The organism is Acidaminococcus sp. HCP3S3_H5, from assembly GCF_052122235.1.
Classification (GTDB): Bacteria; Bacillota; Negativicutes; order Acidaminococcales; family Acidaminococcaceae; genus Acidaminococcus.
In genome coordinates this window covers 149,623-169,702 of sequence record NZ_JBQKCS010000005.1, presented here as the reverse complement: position 1 = coordinate 169,702, position 20,080 = coordinate 149,623, and the positions used below count along the sequence as shown (strand labels likewise).

The 20,080-nt window shown below is 54.6% G+C and carries 22 protein-coding genes and 1 tRNA gene; 9 read left to right on the top strand and 14 right to left on the bottom strand.

Features of this window, described 5'->3' with window-relative positions:
• Positions 1–5 precede the first annotated feature (5 nt).
• Genes galE through ACTQY5_RS07575 form a run of 3 tightly spaced genes read right to left on the bottom strand, consistent with a single transcriptional unit; the run spans position 6 to position 3,386 of the window.
• Complete coding sequence (galE, locus tag ACTQY5_RS07585) at positions 6–995, bottom strand: UDP-glucose 4-epimerase GalE (RefSeq protein WP_441369034.1); 990 nt, start codon at positions 993–995, stop codon at positions 6–8.
• A 12-nt stretch (positions 996–1,007) separates the two neighbouring features.
• Positions 1,008–2,372: a phosphomannomutase/phosphoglucomutase gene (locus tag ACTQY5_RS07580; protein ID WP_022486819.1), complete on the bottom strand. Its 1,365-nt coding sequence runs from the start codon at positions 2,370–2,372 to the stop codon at positions 1,008–1,010.
• Between the two features lie 18 nt (positions 2,373–2,390).
• Entirely contained in the window at positions 2,391–3,386 is a 996-nt protein-coding gene (locus ACTQY5_RS07575; protein ID WP_308664159.1) for a hypothetical protein, read from the bottom strand.
• Positions 3,387–3,543: 157 nt separating this feature from the next.
• On the opposite strand from ACTQY5_RS07575, the gene ACTQY5_RS07570 reads away from it, so the two are divergent.
• On the top strand, positions 3,544–4,098 hold the full coding sequence (locus tag ACTQY5_RS07570) for a hypothetical protein (protein WP_154488465.1): 555 nt from the start codon (positions 3,544–3,546) through the stop codon (positions 4,096–4,098).
• Positions 4,099–4,261: 163 nt separating this feature from the next.
• Here ACTQY5_RS07570 and larA read toward each other — a convergent pair whose 3' ends face one another.
• Positions 4,262–5,569: a nickel-dependent lactate racemase gene (gene larA, locus ACTQY5_RS07565; RefSeq protein WP_441369033.1), complete on the bottom strand. Its 1,308-nt coding sequence runs from the start codon at positions 5,567–5,569 to the stop codon at positions 4,262–4,264.
• A gap of 821 nt (positions 5,570–6,390) precedes the next feature.
• Between larA and ACTQY5_RS07560 the strand changes: the two genes are divergently transcribed.
• From ACTQY5_RS07560 to ACTQY5_RS07545, 4 genes are all read left to right on the top strand, one after another.
• Positions 6,391–6,966 carry a peptidoglycan recognition protein family protein gene (locus tag ACTQY5_RS07560; protein ID WP_441369032.1) on the top strand — a complete coding sequence of 192 codons (576 nt, stop codon included), beginning with the start codon at positions 6,391–6,393 and terminating at the stop codon, positions 6,964–6,966.
• A gap of 417 nt (positions 6,967–7,383) precedes the next feature.
• Positions 7,384–7,611, top strand: coding sequence for a DUF1659 domain-containing protein (locus ACTQY5_RS07555; protein WP_195839581.1), 228 nt, complete (start codon positions 7,384–7,386; stop codon positions 7,609–7,611).
• A gap of 15 nt (positions 7,612–7,626) precedes the next feature.
• Positions 7,627–7,872: a DUF2922 domain-containing protein gene (locus tag ACTQY5_RS07550; protein ID WP_154487234.1), complete on the top strand. Its 246-nt coding sequence runs from the start codon at positions 7,627–7,629 to the stop codon at positions 7,870–7,872.
• Between the two features lie 3 nt (positions 7,873–7,875).
• Positions 7,876–8,025, top strand: a complete 150-nt coding sequence (locus tag ACTQY5_RS07545) for a YvrJ family protein (protein ID WP_022486652.1) — start codon at positions 7,876–7,878, stop codon at positions 8,023–8,025.
• Positions 8,026–8,411: 386 nt separating this feature from the next.
• On the opposite strand, the gene ACTQY5_RS07540 is transcribed toward ACTQY5_RS07545, so the two are convergent.
• From ACTQY5_RS07540 to ACTQY5_RS07505, 8 genes are all read right to left on the bottom strand, one after another.
• Positions 8,412–8,609, bottom strand: coding sequence for a hypothetical protein (locus tag ACTQY5_RS07540; RefSeq protein WP_441369031.1), 198 nt, complete (start codon positions 8,607–8,609; stop codon positions 8,412–8,414).
• A gap of 1,007 nt (positions 8,610–9,616) precedes the next feature.
• Entirely contained in the window at positions 9,617–10,075 is a 459-nt protein-coding gene (locus tag ACTQY5_RS07535) for a hypothetical protein (protein ID WP_106787858.1), read from the bottom strand.
• A gap of 712 nt (positions 10,076–10,787) precedes the next feature.
• Positions 10,788–11,153, bottom strand: a complete 366-nt coding sequence (locus ACTQY5_RS07530; RefSeq protein WP_441369030.1) for a hypothetical protein — start codon at positions 11,151–11,153, stop codon at positions 10,788–10,790.
• A gap of 13 nt (positions 11,154–11,166) precedes the next feature.
• A complete protein-coding gene (locus ACTQY5_RS07525; protein WP_441094551.1) occupies positions 11,167–11,460 on the bottom strand; it encodes a hypothetical protein in 294 nt (97 codons plus the stop codon).
• A gap of 762 nt (positions 11,461–12,222) precedes the next feature.
• Positions 12,223–12,462, bottom strand: a complete 240-nt coding sequence (locus ACTQY5_RS07520) for a hypothetical protein (RefSeq protein ID WP_441369029.1) — start codon at positions 12,460–12,462, stop codon at positions 12,223–12,225.
• Positions 12,455–12,688 carry a hypothetical protein gene (locus ACTQY5_RS07515; RefSeq protein WP_441369028.1) on the bottom strand — a complete coding sequence of 78 codons (234 nt, stop codon included), beginning with the start codon at positions 12,686–12,688 and terminating at the stop codon, positions 12,455–12,457. Before ACTQY5_RS07515 ends, ACTQY5_RS07520 begins: the two co-directional genes overlap by 8 nt.
• A 10-nt stretch (positions 12,689–12,698) precedes the next feature.
• Positions 12,699–13,040, bottom strand: a complete 342-nt coding sequence (locus tag ACTQY5_RS07510) for a hypothetical protein (RefSeq protein WP_441369027.1) — start codon at positions 13,038–13,040, stop codon at positions 12,699–12,701.
• Between the two features lie 50 nt (positions 13,041–13,090).
• Positions 13,091–13,300, bottom strand: a complete 210-nt coding sequence (locus ACTQY5_RS07505) for a helix-turn-helix domain-containing protein (RefSeq protein WP_441369026.1) — start codon at positions 13,298–13,300, stop codon at positions 13,091–13,093.
• Between the two features lie 176 nt (positions 13,301–13,476).
• Between ACTQY5_RS07505 and ACTQY5_RS07500 the strand changes: the two genes are divergently transcribed.
• Positions 13,477–14,055: a helix-turn-helix domain-containing protein gene (locus tag ACTQY5_RS07500; protein ID WP_441369025.1), complete on the top strand. Its 579-nt coding sequence runs from the start codon at positions 13,477–13,479 to the stop codon at positions 14,053–14,055.
• Between the two features lie 70 nt (positions 14,056–14,125).
• On the top strand, positions 14,126–15,319 hold the full coding sequence (locus tag ACTQY5_RS07495; RefSeq protein WP_441369024.1) for a tyrosine-type recombinase/integrase: 1,194 nt from the start codon (positions 14,126–14,128) through the stop codon (positions 15,317–15,319).
• Between the two features lie 232 nt (positions 15,320–15,551).
• Here the strand turns inward: ACTQY5_RS07495 and ACTQY5_RS07490 are convergent.
• Both ACTQY5_RS07490 and ACTQY5_RS07485 read right to left on the bottom strand, forming a co-directional pair.
• Positions 15,552–15,627, bottom strand: a tRNA-Ala gene (locus ACTQY5_RS07490).
• A gap of 69 nt (positions 15,628–15,696) precedes the next feature.
• Positions 15,697–16,119, bottom strand: a complete 423-nt coding sequence (locus tag ACTQY5_RS07485; protein WP_441369023.1) for an RrF2 family transcriptional regulator — start codon at positions 16,117–16,119, stop codon at positions 15,697–15,699.
• A gap of 224 nt (positions 16,120–16,343) precedes the next feature.
• Here ACTQY5_RS07485 and ACTQY5_RS07480 point away from each other — a divergent pair, with 224 nt between their 5' ends.
• Entirely contained in the window at positions 16,344–18,179 is a 1,836-nt protein-coding gene (locus tag ACTQY5_RS07480) for an NAD(P)-binding protein (protein WP_441369022.1), read from the top strand.
• Positions 18,173–19,903: a [FeFe] hydrogenase, group A gene (locus ACTQY5_RS07475; protein WP_329777388.1), complete on the top strand. Its 1,731-nt coding sequence runs from the start codon at positions 18,173–18,175 to the stop codon at positions 19,901–19,903. Before ACTQY5_RS07480 ends, ACTQY5_RS07475 begins: the two co-directional genes overlap by 7 nt.
• Positions 19,904–20,080: the final 177 nt, after the last annotated feature.

The window sequence follows — 20,080 nt, the reverse complement described above, 5'->3', positions numbered from 1 at the left end:
ACTCCTTATTTCTCGTATCCTTTGGGATGCCCTTCATGCCACCGCCAGGCGGTTTCCACGATTTCTTCGATCTGGCTGTGCTTGGGCTCCCAATGGAGCTCCTTCTTGATTTTTTCCGAAGAGGCGATCAGTTTCGCCGGGTCTCCTGCCCGCCGGGCCTCTTCCTTCACTGTAAAGTTCCGTCCCGTGACCTTCTTCACCGCGTCGATGATTTCCCGGACGGAAAAGCCGTTTTCCGTTCCCAGGTTGTAAGTTCGGCAGTCCCCGCCGTTCCGGAGATGGTCCATGGCCAGTACATGGGCGCTGGCCAGATCCTTCACATGGATGTAGTCCCGGAGGCAGGTGCCGTCAGGAGTGGGATAATCCGTGCCGAAAATGGACACGCTTTCCCGCTGGCCCAGGGCCGCCTGGATAATGAGAGGGATCAGATGGGTCTCCGGCCGGTGGTCTTCCCCGATGTTCCCCAAAAGGGACGCCCCGGCGGCGTTGAAGTACCGGAGGGCCACATAGCGCAGGCCGTAGGCATGGCTGTAGTCTTCCATCATCTTTTCGATCATCAGCTTGGTCCGGCCGTACACATTGGTAGGCTGGAGAGGCATGTCTTCCGTAATGGGCACCTGGGCCGGCTCCCCGTAGACAGCCGCTGTGGAGGAGAACACCAGCTGTTCCACTCCCGCTTCCCGCATGGCATCCAAAAGCCCCAGGGTGCCGGCCACATTGTTGTAGTAGTATTTCCCCGGGTTCACCATGGATTCTCCCACCTGGCTGCTGGCCGCAAAATGGAGGACCCCGTCGATTTCATATTCCCCCAGGATATGCTTCAGGAAGTTGAAGTCATGGATATCCCCTTCGATGAGCTGGACCTTGTCCGACACCGCATCCACATGGCCGGTGCTGAAATTGTCATAGACAATGGGCGTATATCCGTTGGCCGTCAGTTCTTCCACCACATAGGAGCCGATATAGCCGGCTCCCCCTGTTACCAGTACATTCATCCGTTTTGCCTCCTATGCTCTTTCTCCGCCGATCAGATCCAGCATTTCCCGGGTCTTCTGTTTCAGCAGATCCTTGTCCCCCCGGGTTTCCACATTCAGCCGCACCACCGGTTCCGTGTTGGATTTCCGCAGGTTGAACCGCCATTCATTGTACACCACGCTGAGCCCGTCCATCCGGTCCTGGATCCCGGAACGGAAATGCTTGGACAGCCGTTCCAGCACTTCGTCCGCATCCTTCACCTTCAGGTTGATTTCCCCGCTGCAGGGATACTCGCTGATCCGGGCATCCACCAGCTGGGACAGGGTCATGCCGGAAGTGGACAGAAGGGAGATCAGCAGCAGCCAGGGGATCATCCCGCTGTCGCAGTAGGAGAAATCCCGGAAATAATGGTGGGCGCTCATTTCGCCCCCGTACAGCACACCCTGCCGGCGCATGCATTCCTTGATGAAGGCGTGGCCGCTCTTGCACCGTACCGGCTGGCCGTCGTACCGGGCAATGATGTCTTCCGTATTCCAGGTGAGCCGGGGATCGTAAAGAATCTTGCTGCCGGGATGCTTCTGGAGGAAGTACTGGGCAAAGAGCCCCACCAGATAATACCCTTCGATGAACCGGCCGTTTTCGTCAAAGAAGAAGCACCGGTCGAAGTCCCCGTCCCAGGCAATCCCCAGGTCGGCCCCGTTCTTTTTCACAGCGTCCGAGGTGGCTGCCCGGTTTTCCGGCAGGAGCGGGTTGGGCACCCCGTTGGGGAAAGTGCCGTCCGGGGTATCATTAATCATGATGAACTGGCAGGGCAGGTGCTTTGCCAGTTCCTTCACAATGGGACCGGCGCCCCCGTTCCCCGGGTTGGCCACGATCTTGAGAGGCAGCAGGCTCTTTACATTGATATAGGAAAGAAGATGGTCCACATAGCTGGGGACGATATCCACTTTTTTGTAGGTTCCCGGTTCCGCCGCCTTGGGCACCCGGGTCTCGAAGTCTTCCGCTGCCACCAGTTCCGCCAGGTCCTTCAGCCCCGTATCCGCAGAAATGGGCCGGGCTTCGGAACGGACCAGCTTCATGCCATTGTAGTCCTTGGGGTTGTGGCTGGCGGTGATCATCATACCCCCATCGGTTTTCAGGTGGGCGGTGGCGAAATAGATCATTTCCGTGCCGCACTGGCCCAGATCCTGGACATTGGCCCCGGCATCCCGCATGCCCTTTACCGCCGCTTCGCTGAGGGCCGGTCCGCTGAGCCGGATGTCATGGCCCACCACCAGTTCTTTGGCCTGGAGCTTCCAGGCCAGGGCCCGTCCCAGCCGGTAAGCCAGGTCTTCGTTCACTTCGCTGGGGACGATGCCCCGGATGTCATAGGCTTTAAACGCTTTGGTACTGATCATGATGGTTCCTCCCCACAATTAGTCGTTCTCATCCAAAAGAGCCAGGTTTTCCATGGGCAGCAGGTCCTGGGCCTTGCCCAGGGGCACCCGCAGGCCGCTTCGGTTCAGGATGGCCATGCTGCCGTTTTTCAGCACAATATCCGTCCGTGCCAGTTCCCGGAGCACAAAGCCCAGGGCCACCAGGAAATTCAGACGGTCCTTTTCCTCCAGGGTAAAGATCTGGTAATCGGTCTTTTCCAGGAGCAGCCGCTGGAAGAACTGGATCTGCTCCCGCTGTTCGTTTTTCAGGGTCTCGGTGGTCTTGTACACATGGCGGACCACTTCCAGCAGCCGTTCTCCCCGGGCCTCCGCATCCGCCAGGAGCAGGGACTGGGTATCCGTATCCGTCTTGAAATGGACCGCCTCATCCTTGGTCATTTTGGACCCGTCCTTGTCGGAAAAATACCCGGGCCGCAGCACCTTGGGGAAGCACATGATGGATTCCAGCACGCTCATTTCATCCAGGGCCGTCACTTCTGAAGTGTACAGAGGCTGGTCCATGATCTGTTCCATCACCAGCTTGGCCTCGTCCCGTTCCAGTTCCGACTGGCTGTAGGAACTGGCCGCTCCCCCCTGGAGAGCCACCACCGTCAGCATCCCGGTGCCTTCCGTATCCAGTTTCTTTTCCTGGATCCGGTCCACCACCCGGCGGATCCGTTTCAGCTTCCGCACATCCTGGGGCAGCAGATGGAGATTCTTATGGGTCTTGTAGGTATAATGGCCCGGTTTGTTCTCGATCTTGTCCAGGATGGCAAAGACCTTGTCGTAGCAGCCCCAGATATGGAGCTTCAGCCGGCCCAGTTCTTCCACTTCCGGAGTCAGCTGCTCCAGCACCTTGTAGAATTTGAACCTTTCTTCATTATACCGTTCAATGGCATTTTTCACCATATTTTCAGAGCTGGTGGCACTTTTATACAGTTTCAGTCCGGCAGCGCCGATCCCGGCAGCCGCCCACACCACAAGAGGTATTGGCATAGGATTTCCTCCGTTTCCTGCACTGTACCCACAGCGGATACAAGATAACTCTACAAATTATAGCCCGATTCCCCAGGTTAGTCAAAACGAAAAGCCGTTGAAAGCTGTCCCTATCCGTTGTAAAATGGGAAGACAGAACCTAAGAGGAGGAACACCCATGAAAAAATTCCTGGCTATGGCCACCCTGCTCCTGACTCTGCTGGCCCTGCCCCTGACGGCAGGCGCGGAACGCAGCGGCTGGAAGAGCAGCACCTTTGCTTTTAAAAATGTGAAAGTCGTGTATCTGAAGGATCTTTCCCGGCAGGATACGGACTTCCGGAAAGCCCATCCCGCCTTTACCCGGGACGACGATGCGGTCCGGAAGACCCTGCTGACCCTCCAGCGGGACTTCAAGAAAGAAGGGGTCACCGTATACAGCAACCCGGTGATGCTGCCGGACAAGAAGCTCCGGAACACCATCACCCTCCAGGTCCAGGTGAACCCGGTGGGGATCGAGACCGCTGACGGCACCGAGCCCGCTGCCCGGAAAGGGAACAAGCTGGCCAAAGGGGAAACCGCTTACGCAGGCGTCACCTTCCTGGCCACCAAGAACGGCCAGACCATCTACCAGGTCACCGATGCACGGACCAGCACGGAATACGATTCCGACACCCTGCTGGCTGCCATCATCCGCACCGCCACCGACGAAATGACGAAGAATGCAAAGAAATGACAAAAGGGACTGTGAAAAAATGAGAAATCATTTTTTCACAGTCCCTTTTGTCACTGGTCAACGGTCACTGGTCACTGGCCGATTGATTATGATCTGCCCCCTCGTTAGATAATACTAACGATTGTAAACGGGGGAAATGAAGGGAAGATGAAGAGTTTTTCATCTATTTCTCCGGCTCCTCCGCGATGACCCCTCCGCAGTGAGGGATGAGGTTCAGGGTATAGTCCTTCTTCCCCTCCCGGGCCAGCTGGGCCTGGGCCTTTTCCCAGGCTTCGGCCACCGTGGCGCAGGGGATCTGATTGGTCTTCCGGATGGCGTCGAAATTCTCCTTTTTCGTCACCAGGTAGATGGTGTACCGGTGGGTCATGCAGAACAGGTTGAACGCCACAAAGAAGGGAATGCTGAAATTCTCCCGCAGGGCCTTTTCCATGTCCTTCTCGCTGTCATACTTGAAACTGCCCAGATATTCCGGCGGTTCGTACAGGTCACTGGCCTCCATGATGGCGATGATGATGCCCCCCGGTTTGGTGGTCACATCTGCCGGATCATAGCATTTGCAGCCCTGATACAGGGATACATCCTTGGGATAGCCCCCGGCACAGGCAAAGGTCACATCCGCCCGGGCCTTGAAAGAGACCGCTTGGTTGTCATGGCAGATCCGGGTCCCTTCCAGCCAGGCCTGGTAGGGATCACCGGCCACCATGCGGCAGATTTTCCCTTCATTGTTGATGATGGAATGGACCAGGAACGTGGGCTTGACCATCTCCATGGCATCCAGCATATCGTAGTTCACCGGGTTGTCCTGGAGTACTCCGTTCCGGGTCTTGGGGTTGATGCCGTCCCCAAAATGGTCCGCCAGGGCATGGCAGTGGTTCTCCTGGATGGTATCCCAGCCGGCCACCCCGGGCAGGAGCAGTTTCCGGCCGCCCCCATAGCCGGCAAAAAGATGGGCGGTGATGCCGTCGATGATCACGATCTTGTCCGCTTCCACCACCCGCTTGTTCAGCATCACACGGGTCCCGAACCGGGTGGTCCCCACACAGGTCAGTTCATCGTTGTTCCGGCAGTGATGCTGGTACATCCGGATCCGCCGGGCCACTTCTTCTCCCACCACCCGGACATTTTCCTCCGGAGTCTGCTCCCGGTGGGTTCCCTGGGCAAAGACGATGTACATGTCCTCATCCGGCACCCCGGCCAGGTTCAGTTCATTGACCACATGGATCACATATTCAGAAGACCGGTTCCAGGAACGGGTCACATCGGCGATGACCAGGCAGACTTTGTCCCCTTTCCCGAACATGTCCTGGAGAGGCCGGCAGCCGATGGGATGGCGCATGGCCTCCAGGGTAGCCTGCTCCACATCCACCGCCGGCACCGGACGGCCTTCGATGATGCTGCTGATCCGTTCCTCCGGCAGTTCCACTTCCTGGGTGGTCCTGCCAAAATTAAAGCTGAATTTCCTGAGTCCCACGATATCTTCCTCCCTTTCAGACAGAAACTGCAGACGGTTGGAGCAAAAAAACTGTTTATACAGAATATTATAGCACAATCTGCCAGGGGCAAGCCGTTTCCATGTATCTGAAGTATGTGTCAACAAGTTCTCGGTGAATCCTTCATCGCCGTATAGTTATTCAGAAATGGGGTCAAAAATTTTTTATCGTTGCTTTGAGGTCGACGACGTAGGGGTTTCGCCGCAGGCAAACCCGTTCGTCCCTGGCGGGAGGCTCACAGCCTATCGCCTTGCCCTGACGGTCAAAGACAGCGGCTACGGACCAGGAAGCCGGACCCCATCGCCCGCGTGCTCCACCCCAGGAGCGTCAGCACCCGATGTTGTCCCGTAACCAAGGCATCCAGATGTGTCCCCCTGAAAGTCGGATGCCAGATGCTGCGCATCTGCCTTTGAACGTGAAACCCGGCGGCCGGAATGGGCTTCCCTGCGGGCAGCCCCTACCACGTTGGGGGCAGAGGACCAGCAGGAAATCAGAGAAACGGGGTTGTCAAAAAATCCGTCCCTTTGACCGTTGTATCCAACATCCGACCCCAAGGTTGTAGGGGCGGGCCGCAGGCCCGCCCGTCCCGGCCTCCGGTTTTTATCCGTTCCCAGGAAACCGCCCCGGTGGGTTCCCTCCTGCCGCTAGAGACTAGAGACTAGTGACTGTCAGCTCATGACCATCCGCCTCCGGCAGATGGTCTCCTTCTGCGTGAGACGGAAAAGCGTCCCTGCCCCTTTTCCCAATTTCCTCCGAAAAAATCCTCCCTGCCGTCTCTTATACAGTGTAAGGAGGCGGTGACATGGAAGCAATCAAACGGCAGGAGGTTCTGGAACTGGCCCGCAGGGCCCGTGGGCACATCCAGAAAATCTACCTGCACTGGACGGCTGGAACCTATGACCAGCTGTTCCCGGACTATCACCTTCTGGTCCGGGGGGACGGGAGCCTGGTAACCAGTACCCGGGACTGGACCCGGATCCTCCCCCACACCTGGAACCGGAATACCGGTGCCCTGGGCATTGCCCTGTGCTGTGCCAAAGATGCCATGCTCTACGCAGACGGCACCTTCGACCTGGGGGATTATCCCCCCACTCCCCTGCAGGTGGAAAGCACTTCCATCCTGCTGGCCACCCTGTCAGATGTCTGGAAACTCCCTCTGGAGCCTGCCCAGATCATGACCCATGCAGAGGCTGCCGACCTGGACGGTTACGGGCCAAGCATGGCCGGGACGCCCGCTTTTGAACGGTGGGATCTGTGGAAGCTGAAAGACTATGACGGAGTATGGCGCAGCGGCGGGGCGGTGCTCCGGGGGAAGGGACTGTATTATCAGTGGGTGAAGCGGGTAAAAGGTGGGTTCATCGTTTGTCGTTCATCGTGAGTCGTTATGGAAGGAACCCGTACCCGGGTTCCTGTGAATGAGGACGCAGCTGACGCTGCTAACCCACCACCAGCCTGTCGGCCGGTCCCCCGCCCTTGAAAAGGGCGGATAGTGGGTACGCGGGCTTACGCCCTGGCACCCACATAAAGCAATGGACCGTTAGGCCGCATACCTATATACAGCAATGGGCGTCAGCCCGAGCGTATATCCGCCCTTTGCAAGGGCGGGGGACCGTTGCGCTTGCGCAATGGTGGTGGGTTAGCAGCCCCCAGGGGCTGCGTTTCCCTTCAGAAGCATCTGCCTCCGGCAGATGGTCTCCATCGGCTAGTGACTAGTGACTGGCCCGGCCCTGCCGGGCCCCGCCCCCTTACACCCTGTGATGCAACCTTATCCTGACAATCCAAAGGAGGAATGAAAATGGCAATCCAGAAGAACCTCACCGCAGTGACCCTGCAGCTGGAAATCAGCAACGGGGTGGACAAAAATGACCAGCCCAAATTCAAGAACATCAGCTACGAAAAGCTGTCCACCGATGCCACCCCTGAAAAACTGGCGGAAGTGGGCAAGGAATTCGGCGGGCTGATGGCAGAAGCTCCCAAGGGGATGTACATCGTGGAACGGCATACCCTGGAAGAAGTGGCGTAAAGGAGGTAGTGCACAATGGCAGATTCCAGAAAACTGGACCTGATTTTCAAGGACAGCGAAAAAGCAACCAAAAACATCCGCATCGTAAATCCCCGTTCTGACGTGGACCGGGAAATGGTGCTGCCGGTGATGAACAAAGTGGTGGAAAGCAAAGTCTTCCTCACCAAGAACGGCATTCCTGTGGAAACCATCCAGGGGGCCAAAGTGACCGATGTCAAGGATCTGCTCTCTGACGGAACTGACGAAGTCACCGAGGGCTAACCCATGGAGGACCTGTCCCTGCTGGCCGGCCAGGCTGCCCAGTACGGATTCCCCATGGTCATTTCCTGGTACCTGCTGGTACGCATGGAAGAGAAACTGGAGAACCTGACCCAGAGCATCGAACGGCTGCGCATGGCAGTGAAAATGGAATAAGGAAAAAAGAGGGTGCTGCATGTTTTATGCAGCACTCTCTTTTTGCGCACAAAAAAGCACCCACACGGTCAAACCCCGCATGGATGCTTGCTTTTGGTCTGGTGGAGCATAGGGGGAAAGGCTCATATTTCCTTGCTTTATGCTCCTTTATATAGAAAAATGCGCCAAAAGTGCGCAACTAACCAAAATTCCACAATACCCCTGCAATTTATACAAGGCTCCTGGATCACTTCCAGGGGCTTTCATTTTGCCTGGATCCAGGGGCCGGGGCTTCCTTTTTAGGGCCTCCGAAATCTCCGGATCCTGTCCCCGGGGCCATTCTATAGGCCGGGGCTGTTTGCCCTTCCTGGTGGCCATTGCGGCCCCTGGTGGCGGCCCCTGGCCGGTTAGATCCCTTTTAGTTTCTTTGCAAGTTCCTGCTGTTCCTGCAATACGCCTTTGTTTTTGGCTATATACATTTCCATGAGTTCGCATATAAGGGCCGACAATGACCGGCCCCGCAACCCGGCCAACAGTTTGGCCTGTTCAATTAGTTCCGGGTCTGCTATGAAATTCACACGTACTTTCTTGCCTTCTTCTTTCATGCGTTCCGCCCTCTTTCTTGACTGATTTAGTATAGGGATATTATAATATAACTGACTCATTATTGCAAATTACCCTAGTTATGTATTTTACATAATGTATGTTATAGGACGTAAAACGTCAGAACCCGCATGGGGCCTTGCTCTACGGGTTTGTGATTTTCGCTTTTTTTGTATTTTTGGCCCTGTCCATTGAGTGTGAACACCTAGAAAGGGCCGCCGCCCGGGGCTTCTGGCCTTGTTGCCCTGGTGAATCTGTGATATGCTGATACGGTAAAACTTGACACGCTTGTGTTAGGTACTGGCCCCGTTGCCCTTGTGGTGCGGGGCCTTTTATTTTGCCCCTGGCCCTGTTTTGCGGTTCATTTGCGGTTCACTTTGCGGTTCATTTTGACCCGCATGGTTAAAACATGATTTCTGTTTTACCTGGTGTTTTCTTTCTGTTCGCTCTCACTTCACCAGGCCGGGGGGACCTATGCAGGGGTGGGGCTTTTCCTTTGGTTCGTCTTTTGCTCGCCGCTTCAAAGAGTGCGGGGGATCCGTGCGGCTCCTTGCCATTTCTCGGGGTTCCCTCGGGGTTCAATGAATCCGGGGTGATCCATGCGGCAATGTCTCCCTGTCCTGTTTGCCCTGGTGGAACATGCCCCTTTCCTCTCCCTGGAAATGCCCTCTGTGTTCTCCTGTGGCGTTTGAGAAGCGTTTATTTAGGTATAAGTCCCCTGGCCCTTATAGTTAATATAGCCCGCTCTTTTTTCTCGCTTTATACGGCCATTTTGAAGGCCGTTTTTGTTGGTCGGTTTGCTGTCGGTTTGCTGGTCGGACTGCTGATACATTTGCTGGTCAGTTTGCTGTCGGTTTGCTGGTCAGTTTGTTTAACGTAAAATTAAGCACGGAAGCCGCCGCCCGGCCCCTGGTTCCCCCGTGTCGGGGTTCATGTCGGGGTTCGTGTCGGGGTTCGTGTCGGTTTAACCGACTAGGAAAGGAAAAGGGGCGGATTATCCGCCCGCCGCCTATACTTCTACGCTGTCCCCAAATATGATCCCGGCCATTTCCTGTAACAGGGCTTTGTGTTTCCGCCGTACAGCACTATCAGAGTAGCCGAACGCCGCCGCAACCGCCGCCCATTGCTTGCCTTCTATGTCCCTTTTCTGGATGATTGCCCGCCCCTCTGGTTCCATTTCTTCCAGGGCGTTTTCTATAGCCATGGTCTTTGTGTTTGCCGCCTGTCCCCTGGCCTGTAGGGCTGTAATACGGGCCTGCAACCGCTCTTTTCTCAATAAGGCCGCTTCCTCTTGACTCTGGAAAGGGCCGCCGCCTGTTGCCCCTGGCCCATAATGTGCTGTTCCCGGGGCCGCTTCCAGTTCCATTTCCTTCTGGTAGTTCGCTATCATTTGCCCATTGTTACGGATGAACGCCTTCCATTCCCTGTAATGCTTCAACCAGTGTTGAAGCCGTTCCACGTTGCCCATGCTCACACCTCGAAAGCTGATTTTTCCTAACTTCACCCTAACTTCAACCGTCCCCGCCGCCGGGGCTTTTGCCCCCTATAGGATAGGGCCGCCGAATAGTTCCCGGCTCAACCTGGCCACGGTTTTCATGCTCTCATTCTCTACCGTAGCCAGGGCCTTTGCGCTCTTTTCGTCTGTCGTCCGGTCTAGGATTGCGTCACAAAGTCCCTGTAAATACATGCTGTGCAACATTTTGCAGAGTTTTCCCCGCTGATTGTCGGTCAGTTCTATTTTGGTGTCTGTCATTTCCTCGTTCCTTTCTTCCAGGGAAAAGGCCGCCGCCTTCCCTTTTCGGTTTGCCGTTTTTGGGGGTGGGGTGGTGGCCCCTGGTTCCCCTTAATGGTGTGTTGCCCTGGTGGGGGGTGGGGGTGGCCCCGGCCCCCTTTTTGGCCGCCTGGGATGGCTATTATAATAGTATGCGTCTGGTTTCCAGACAGTGTAACAGCCCCCGCCGCCTTCTCCTAAAAAGTAGAAAGTCCAGGTTTTATGCGGTTCCCCGGATTTTTCCTGCTTTTCTGCACTGTCTGATTTTCAGACAGTCTAAAAATTTCCGTAAACGTTCTGAAACATAGGGCTGTCTGGTTTCCAGACAGTGTACTGTCTGCTTTTCAGACAGCCAAAAAATTGTTTAGTGCTTTCTGTGCTGTCTGGAAACCAGACAGTGTACGGCCATTCAAGGGGGCTTGTAGCGGTCTTTCCAGGTACTCACAAATTCGTAAATATTAGGGGTGCGGGTGTTCTGTCCCGATTGCTTTACCTGGATAAAACCCGCCTTCACAAGTTCGGGGATCGCTTTGCATACGATATTATGGGACAGCCCATATAAACCAGTATAAGAAGCACGGGGGAAGTTAAATTCTCTTTTCCCCGCCGCCGCCATGACCATAGTCAAATAAATAAGCCTGGCCCCGGGCTTCAATGCGGTAAAAGCAGGGTGCTGTAAAAGGGTAGCACTGATACGGCTAAACTGTCTTTCTGGCCCTTTCTCTTTTTTTGCTGTTTCCCATGCTTTGAAGTCTGTATATTTCTTTCTGGCCATGTTTTCACCGCCTTTAGATCCGCTTTCCTCGTTTCGTCATGCGCCGGGGAAGTTCCAGGGTTTCCGAAAACTCCCGTATCCGCTTTTCAAACAGTTTTCGGTAGGCGGTTATGTCATCCCTGCAAGCGGGTCGGTAATAGCCGCCGCTTCCGTATGTTTTGCCGCATATAATGTGGCGGCGGCGTTCCTTCTGGATCACTCGCCGCAATTCCCGTAAATCCAGGCCGGTTCTTTCCATGAGTTCCCCGGTAGTGATTGCCTGTTCTGGCCCCCTGGCCTTGTGTGCTTTCAGTATTTCGTAGATCATTCTATTCCCCTTTCAAAATGGCGGGGTAGGGTTTCCGCTCTTTGGCTTTTTCCCTTTCCCCGCCCTCTGTGTTCTGGTACAATGGTGTTGGACAATTTCCCCTGTTCTGGTTTGTTGTCCTGGCCGCTGTAGGTTCCTACCCTATGGCGGCCGTTTTTATTTGACTTCCACGGTGTAATACTTTTCCAGGCTGTTTATGGCCGCCTTTGGATTGCTCCCGAACCGATAAGGGAACAGGGGGCAATTTTCCGCCCAACACTCCCGAACTTCCATAGCCTGGCCGCCGGAACAGTCTAAACATTTCTTGCGAATTGCTTTGGCCATTGATGGGGCTTTCACGTCCTTAATAACAACTCTCTGTGATTTTGCCATATATTCACGCCCTTTCTTTTGCCCTCTGTACTAATTTGCGCCGGGTTTAACCGGGGTTTTTCCGGTATAAGTCCCCTGGCCTATGGAATTGTATAGGGGGCTATTTTTATTCCCTGTAAACGCTTTGGGAAGCGTTCAGCCGGGGTTTCTACTCTTTCAAGTATGCCCTGTCCTGGCCTTTCAGAAATTCCAGGAACGCCTGTTCCCGAACTAGTTTCAAAGTTTTGGACAGTTCCAGGAAATCCCCCTTGTATTTAGGCTTCTCCCGCATTTTTTCCAACAGTCTGTATATGGTAGTACGGCCTAGGGAAAACTTTTTTTGAAGCTGTACCGGCCGCAACCAACGGCCCCCGCAATCGTCAACCCGTACCGTTTCCATACGTAATACGGTCATATCATCGCCGCCTTTCTCTCTTCCAGGATTGACAAGAAGGCCCCGCTTTCTATAGGTACTAGTTGTCCCATTGCGGGCATATCCTTCACTATCGGACCATGGTTGATTTCTACAATAGCAGAGTTCATTTCTTTGAATTTCCCCGCCGCCAATTCCCTGGCCTGTTCCAATGTGTCTGTAGTTAAAACAAACTGGTGGAAGCCTTCCAGGATCACGCCAAAACGCTTTTTAACCATTTTCTCCCGCCTCTCTTTCTTCCAGTATTTCAACTATGGCCCCATTCACTACAATGTCATTGAGTGAATCGGATCCGGGGCTTTTTTTCACCACAACGGCAACCTTGCGGCCTTTGATCGTCCCGGCTAATTCCCTGGCCTTCTTTCTGGATCCCATGATAAAGAGTAGTTTGGTATATTCCCCGCCTGGATCCGCTACCATGATTCCATATTGTTTACTTCCCATGCTTGCCCCCTTATATGTCCATTGCCTTCAAAATCACAACAGCCGCCGGGGTTATGCGGCTTCTTAATACGTGTTTATCGTCCGTGCTGTAATGGATCCCCCATATTTTGGCGGTGCACTGACCGTTTAGGGCCTTCTCATACGTCCGCCGCCGGTATTTCCGCCACGACTTCACCGCTAGAAGAACAAGTTTGTACGGCCCGGAAAACTGGAACCGCTGTTCCAATGCTTCCCATTGGGTTTTATCCTGGAAAACACGCCGTGCCGATTGTTCCCCGACTTGCTCTGGAAATGCAATGAGCGGTTTCTTTTCCGCTCCTGCTTTCGCTATGACCCATTCCATTCTGTCCATGCCTGTTCCTTTCTCTCTCCTAACTCTATGGCCTTGCAGGGGATTCAGAGTTATTTTTCAATGATTTCCGCCGGGGATACGTCCAGGGCGGCGGCCAATTTTCGTACTGTCAACATACTAGCGTTTCGCCGTTTCGCTTTCAGTGAAAAAATAGTTGCTTGTGATAAATGCGCTTTACGGCATAACTCTGCTGTAGTCCAAAATTTTTCTTGTGTCAGTTTGTAAACCTTTTCCATATCCACACTAAAAGTTATTCCCATAATTTCACCGCCTTTCTTTGTAAAACGGAATACATAGATTTCAAATTATAAAGTATGCTTTCCATTTTTCAATAATGATATTACATTATCTGTTTTTATAAGTCAAGATATATTTGCTATTTTGGAAAGTGTGCTTTATACTAAAGTCAAGATTTACAACACAAGGAAGTGATTACATGTTATTTGTTCGGCTCTCTCACCTTATGGCAACTAAAAGATTAAAAATTGCAGATATTTGCAAGGATACCGATATATCCCGTCCAACTTTGACAGCCTTATATTACGGGAAAGGAAAAGGAATTAATTTCGATACGATAAACAAACTATGTACTTATTTCCATTGTCAAACAAACGATTTGCTTTATGTGTACGGTTTAGAGATTGATTCTGTTGAAATTCTATCTTATGAAAAGCAATCCTCTGTTTGTGAAAGCTCAAAATATTTTGCCCTTAATCCTCCTATTTTTAGGGGTGAAATTCGTTTTAAATCTTCTTCTTTCCCTGTTAATCGTGTAGCGTTTAATTTGGGGATAGTACAAGAAGATTGTTTAGCCACTAATACAAGAACGTTATTTCTTGAATCACAAAAAGACGTTGTTTTCCCATTTTTGCCCAAAGACTTACAATTAGATTTTGCGTCAAGGGTTCTGTACGTTTTTCTCAACGATATAAAAAAGAAATACAAGATTGTTTTAGACGCCGCAACATTTAACTATTCAAGATTTGATTATTGTTTTAATTTTGCCGAAAAATAATTTCTTCCTTTCTCCTAACTCTATGGCCTTCGCAGGGGTATTGTGTGGGGACGGAAGGAAGGTTATTGGAATGTGGATCACTGAAAAGAAGAACGGGAAGGGATCCCGGTATATGTATCGGGAACGCTTCCAGGATGAAAAAACCGGTAAAAGTATTTTTGTGTCCGTTACTCTGAACAGCAGAAACGCCCATGCCCAAAAGGTGGCGGCGCAAATGTTGCGGGAAAAGTTCCAGGAAAAAGCAGACAATGGGGAAGCCCAAAAGGCTAGCCGCATTGAATCCCTGGCCCTGTCTACCGTCTTGCGGGAATGGCAAGAATTAACGGATATGCGGATAAAAGAGGCAACCAGGATAAACCACGCCTTGTATATACGGAAGATCCTGGCCGGCTTGCCGGATGGGATCCTGTTCAAGGATTTCACCGCCCCGATGGCGGAAAAAATGCTGTTCCGCTATTACTACCTGGATAAACTCTCTTTTAATTATTGCAAGTCCCTGCTAATCACTGTGAAAGCGATAATGCGGTATGCCAAAAAAGCCGGTTACACCGACAATGTAACCGACTTTGAAGAAATTGAATTGAAACGCCGCCCGGATACCCCGGAAGAACTGGCTAAAAAGAACAACAAGTTCCTGGACAAGGAAGAATTAAAAAATTGCCTGGATCAGCTCAAAGAACGGAATTTCCGTGTAGGCCTGGCCATGGAATTTATTTCACTCACGGGGCTACGGTGCGGGGAACTCCTGGCTTTGCGCCGTCAAGACGTGAACCTGGATAAGCGGCAACTTTCAGTCACGGGAACCATTCTTGTTACAGCCAAAAACGGGGAAGCCATTCAGAGGGGAACGCCTAAAACAAGAACGTCATACAGAACCATTGATTTGAGTATGCGGGCCGTTCATATCCTGGAATGGTTCTATACCGACAACAAACGCCTTGCACGGTGGGGGAAGCAGGGAAACAGCCTGTGTTCCCAATACAAGGACAGGGGCTATATATTCACCACGGATACGGGGTTCCCGTTGAATCGGCAATACATAAACCGCCTGTTGCGGGGCGTGCAGATCCCGGGTAAACGGATCAGTACCCATATTTTCAGACACACGCATATTTCTATGCTTGCGGCCATGGGGGTTCCTGTAAAGGCAATCATGGAAAGGGTAGGCCATTCAGATCCAAAAGTTACCTTGTCAGTTTATACCCATATCACGCAAGAAATGAAAGAACAGCTTGACGAATGTCTGGAAAGAATGACCATTTGAAAAATGAGCACAAAAAAAGGCCGCAACCCTAGACAGGAAGCGGCCCCCCCGGCCCTGAAAAAAGTGCGCAAATTACCGGGGTTGATTTTTGAGAAAGTGCGCAAAAAGTGCGCAAAAGTGCGCAAAAAAAGAAACGGTTTGAAACGCTTCAAACTGTCTTGAAAACCGCTAACCCCGCATGGCAACACGGTTTGAAACACTTTGAAACATTTCACCGTTTCGGCTTGATAATTGGTGGAGCATAGGGGGATCGAACCCCTGACCTCAAGATTGCGAACCTTGCGCTCTCCCAGCTGAGCTAATGCCCCAATACGTAGTATTATAGCGCTTCCGGGAAGAGTGTGCAAGGAAAAATCGGAAAGGGGAGTGTGAAAAATTCACAGCCCCTTCTTTTCCTGCTTTTCCACCAGATCTGCCAGGGTGGTGTTATCCACAATGTTGTCGATGGCATCCTGGATTTCTTTCCACAGGTCCAGGGTAACGCAGTGGGCGGCCCGGCTGCAGATTGCGTGGCCGGGTTCCAGGCAGGCCACGGGAGCCAGGGACCCTTCCACGGCCCGGAGGATCTCTCCGGCGGTATAGTCTTTGGGATCACGGACCAGTTTGTATCCTCCCTGGGCTCCTCTGGCACTTTTAACCAGTTTGGCGCGGGAGAGCTGGGTAATGATCTGTTCCAGGTATTTTTCTGAGATTTCCTGTCTCTGAGAGACGCTTTTAATAGGTACATAGGATTCGGTGCCGTTGATGGCCAGATCAATCATCAGGCGCAGGGCATACCGTCCCTTGGTAGAGATTTTCATGGTTCCTCCTCGCAGCAAGAATAATTTCCTATAATTGTACTATAGAATTTTCCAAAAGGAAAGGTGAATTCCTAGTAATTTTTAGGAATTTCGCACCCCCCGATTTATCAGATTTTTTCACCGAATCAGTTGACACTCTTTGCTTCTGAACGGTAAAATAATATCGTATCTGTTCATTCTGTTTCCGGATTCCATACTGAAAATTCATGGAGGGGGAGAAAATCGTGCGTCGCTTACAGATCGAAACACCGGGACGGGCCCAGACGGTCCTGAACGGTTTGTATCAGGATATGCACCGAAGGATCAGTGCCAGTTCTCCGGGGCTGTGCCCGGTGGACATGGCCCTGAACTTTCTCCGGTTCTGCCATGCCCAGAGCTGCGGCAAATGCGTGCCCTGCCGGGTGGGCCTGGGCCAGCTGGAGGTGCTCATTGAACGGGTGCTGGACCGGACGGCTACCCTGGACACCATCGACCTTATTGAACGGACCGCCCGGAGCATCGCCTCTTCTTCGGACTGTGCCATCGGCTACGAGGCGGCCTATATGGTACTGAAGGGGGTCCGGGGCTTCCGGGAGGATTATAAGGAGCACGTGCTCACCGGCCGGTGCATCTGCGGTCTCAGCCACCCGGTGCCCTGTGTGTCCACCTGCCCGGCCCATGTGGATATTCCCGGTTATGTGGCGCTCATCCGGGAAGGCCGGTATGAAGACGCCCTGGAACTGATCCGGAAGGACAATCCCTTCCCCGCCGCCTGCGCCTATGTATGCGAGCATCCCTGCGAACACCACTGCCGCCGGGGGATGGTGGACGCCCCGGTGAACATCTGCGGGCTGAAGCGGTTTGCCGTGGACCATGCCCAGCCGGCCCGGGCGCCAAAGCCCGCCCCTGCCACCGGCAAGACCGTAGCGGTGATCGGAGGCGGCCCGGGAGGCCTGACGGCAGCCTATTATCTGGCTCTTATGGGCCACAGCGTCACCGTGTACGAACAGCGGCCCCAGCTGGGCGGCATGCTCCGGTACGGGATCCCGGACTACCGTCTGCCCCTGGAAGTGCTGGATCGGGACCTGGACTACATCCTCACCACCGGGATCCAGGTCCGCACCGGAGTTTCCGTGGGAACGGACATTCCGGTGGAAAAGCTCCAGCAACAGTATGATGCGGTGTACATCGCCATCGGGGCCCACAGCGACAAGAAACTCCATATCCCCGGGGAAGACGCCCAGGGGGTGTACAGTGCTGTCCGGCTGCTCCGGGACATCGGGGAAGGCCGGATTCCGGATTTCACCGGCAAACGGGTCTGCATCATCGGAGGCGGCAACGTGTCCATGGACGCCACCCGCACGGCCAAACGGCTGGGGGCGGCTTCCGTCCAGTGCCTGTACCGGCGCCGGCTGGAAGATATGACCGCTCTGCCGGAAGAGATCCAGGCGGCCATGGCGGAAGGCTGCGAAATCGTCACCCTGGAAGCCCCCAGCCGGATTGAAACCAACGCAGCGGGCCAGGTAACGGCCATCTGGACCCAGCCCCAGCACATCGGCCCCTACAATGGAAAGGACCGGCCAAACCCCATAAAGGCGGATCTGCCGGAACGGCGGTTCCCCTGCGACATCCTGATTGTGGCCATCGGCCAGTCCATTGTCACCAAGCCTTTTGAGGCCATCGGGGTCACCACCCACCGGGGGGCCATCCAGGCGGATCTGTCCACCAGCATCCCGGGCCTGGGGAACCTGTTTGCCGGCGGGGATGCGGTTTCCGGTCCCGCCACAGTGATCCGGGCAGTGGCCGCCGGGAAAGTGGCCGCCGACAACATCGATTCCTTCTTCGGCTGCCACCACCGGATTTCCTGCCAGGTGGAGATCCCTGACGCCTACTTCACCCAGACCCCTCCCTGCGGCCGGGTGAACCTGAAGCACCACTGCACTCCGGACTGTGTGGGAGATTTCCGTCTGGTGGCGGAAGGGATGACCCCGGAAGAAGCCCATCAGGAAGCCAGCCGGTGTCTGCGCTGTGACCACTTTGGCTACGGCAGCTTTAAAGGAGGGAGGAATCGGGAATGGTAACCTGTACCATTGACGGCAAAATCATCCAGGTGCCGGAAGGGACCACCATTATGGAAGCGGCCCGGCAGGCCCGGATCCAGATCCCCCACCTGTGCTATCTGAAAGGACTCAACGAAATCGCCGCCTGCCGGGTGTGCTGTGTGGAGGTGGAAGGAGAACCGGGAATGATTACCGCCTGCAACAGTCCTGTCAAAGAGGGTATGGTGGTCCACACCCATTCTCCCCGGGTCCGGGAAACCCGGAAGATCAACGTGGAACTGATCCTGTCCCAGCACGACTGCCGGTGCGCCGTCTGTGTCCGCAGCGGCAACTGCCGGCTCCAGTCCCTGGCCAACAGCCTGGGGATCCACGACAATCCCTATGAGGAACAGCTGCCCAAAGGCCTGCGCCGGGCCTGGACCACCACCTATCCCCTGTTCCACGACTACAACAAATGCATCAAATGCATGCGCTGCATTCAGGTCTGCGACAAGATCCAGGCCATGCACATCTGGGACGTGGCGGGCACCGGGGGGCGGACCACGGTGGATGTGTCCGGCAACCGGGTGATCAAGGATTCGGACTGCACCCTGTGCGGCCAGTGCATCACCCACTGTCCAGTGGCCGGGCTCCGGGAACGGGACGATACGGACAAACTCTACGAAGCCCTGGCGGACCCGGACAAAGTGACCCTGGTCCAGGTGGCTCCGGCGGTGCGGACGGCCTGGTGCGAAGCCTTCGGCCTGCCCCGGGAGCAGGGGACCATCGGGAAAATGGCGGCGGCCCTCCGGCAGCTGGGGTTCGACCATGTGTACGACACCACCTTCGGGGCGGACCTCACCATTATGGAAGAGGCCAATGAGTTCCTGGAACGGTTCCAGGCCGGGGACACGAAAGAGTTCCCCATGTTCACCAGCTGCTGCCCCGGCTGGGTCCGGTTCCTGAAAGGCCAGTATCCGGAACTGACCGGACGGCTGTCCACCTCCAAATCCCCCCAGCAGATGTTCGGGGCCATTGCCAAGACCTGGCTGGCAGAAAAGCTCCAGGTGCCTCCGGAAAAGCTGTACTGCGTTTCCATCATGCCCTGCCTGGCCAAAAAGGCGGAATGTGCCCTGCCCACCATGCAGGGGCCTTACGGACCCGATGTGGACCTGGCCCTCACCACCCGGGAATTCATCCGGATGCTCCGGGCGGACCACCTGGATCCGGCTCTCCTGCCGGAAGAACCGCTGGATGATCCCATGGGCACCTTTACGGGAGCCGGGACCATTTTCGGCACCACCGGCGGGGTACTGGAAGCGGCTCTCCGTACAGCCTACGCCACCCTGACCGGGGAAAATCCCGATCCGGACCTGTTTGCCCCTTTGCGGAACGGCACCGGGCTCCGGGATGCAGTATACACCATGGCCGGCAAAGAAATCCGCTGCGCCGTGGTCAGCGGCCTGGGGAACACCCGGCAGCTGATCCAGGCTTTGAAACGGAAAGAAGTCCATTACGATTTCGTGGAAGTGATGGCCTGTCCCGGCGGCTGTGCCGGAGGAGGCGGCCAGCCCATTCCCCAGGAGGATGTGGAGCTGGAAGGCGTCCGGGGAGAAGAGCTCCGGACCCTGGACAAGCACAGCCATCTCCGGTTCTCCCACCAGAATCCCCAGGTCCAGCGGCTGTACAAAGAGTTCCTGGGCAAGCCCCTGAGCCCCAAAGCAGAAAAACTCCTCCACACGGATCATTTTGGGTGGAAGATGTAGAGGCTGTTGCAAAAGCAACAGCCTCCTCTTCAGGTCTCGGGTCTCGAGTCATGAGTCTCGGGCCGCTGGATAGAACCTGTCCTTCGGCCAGGTTCTTCTTATTGTGTATAACCGTAGGGGGCGCAGGCCCGGCGCCCCGCAAAATGCGCAGATCATCGATGATTTGGCGGGCTGCCC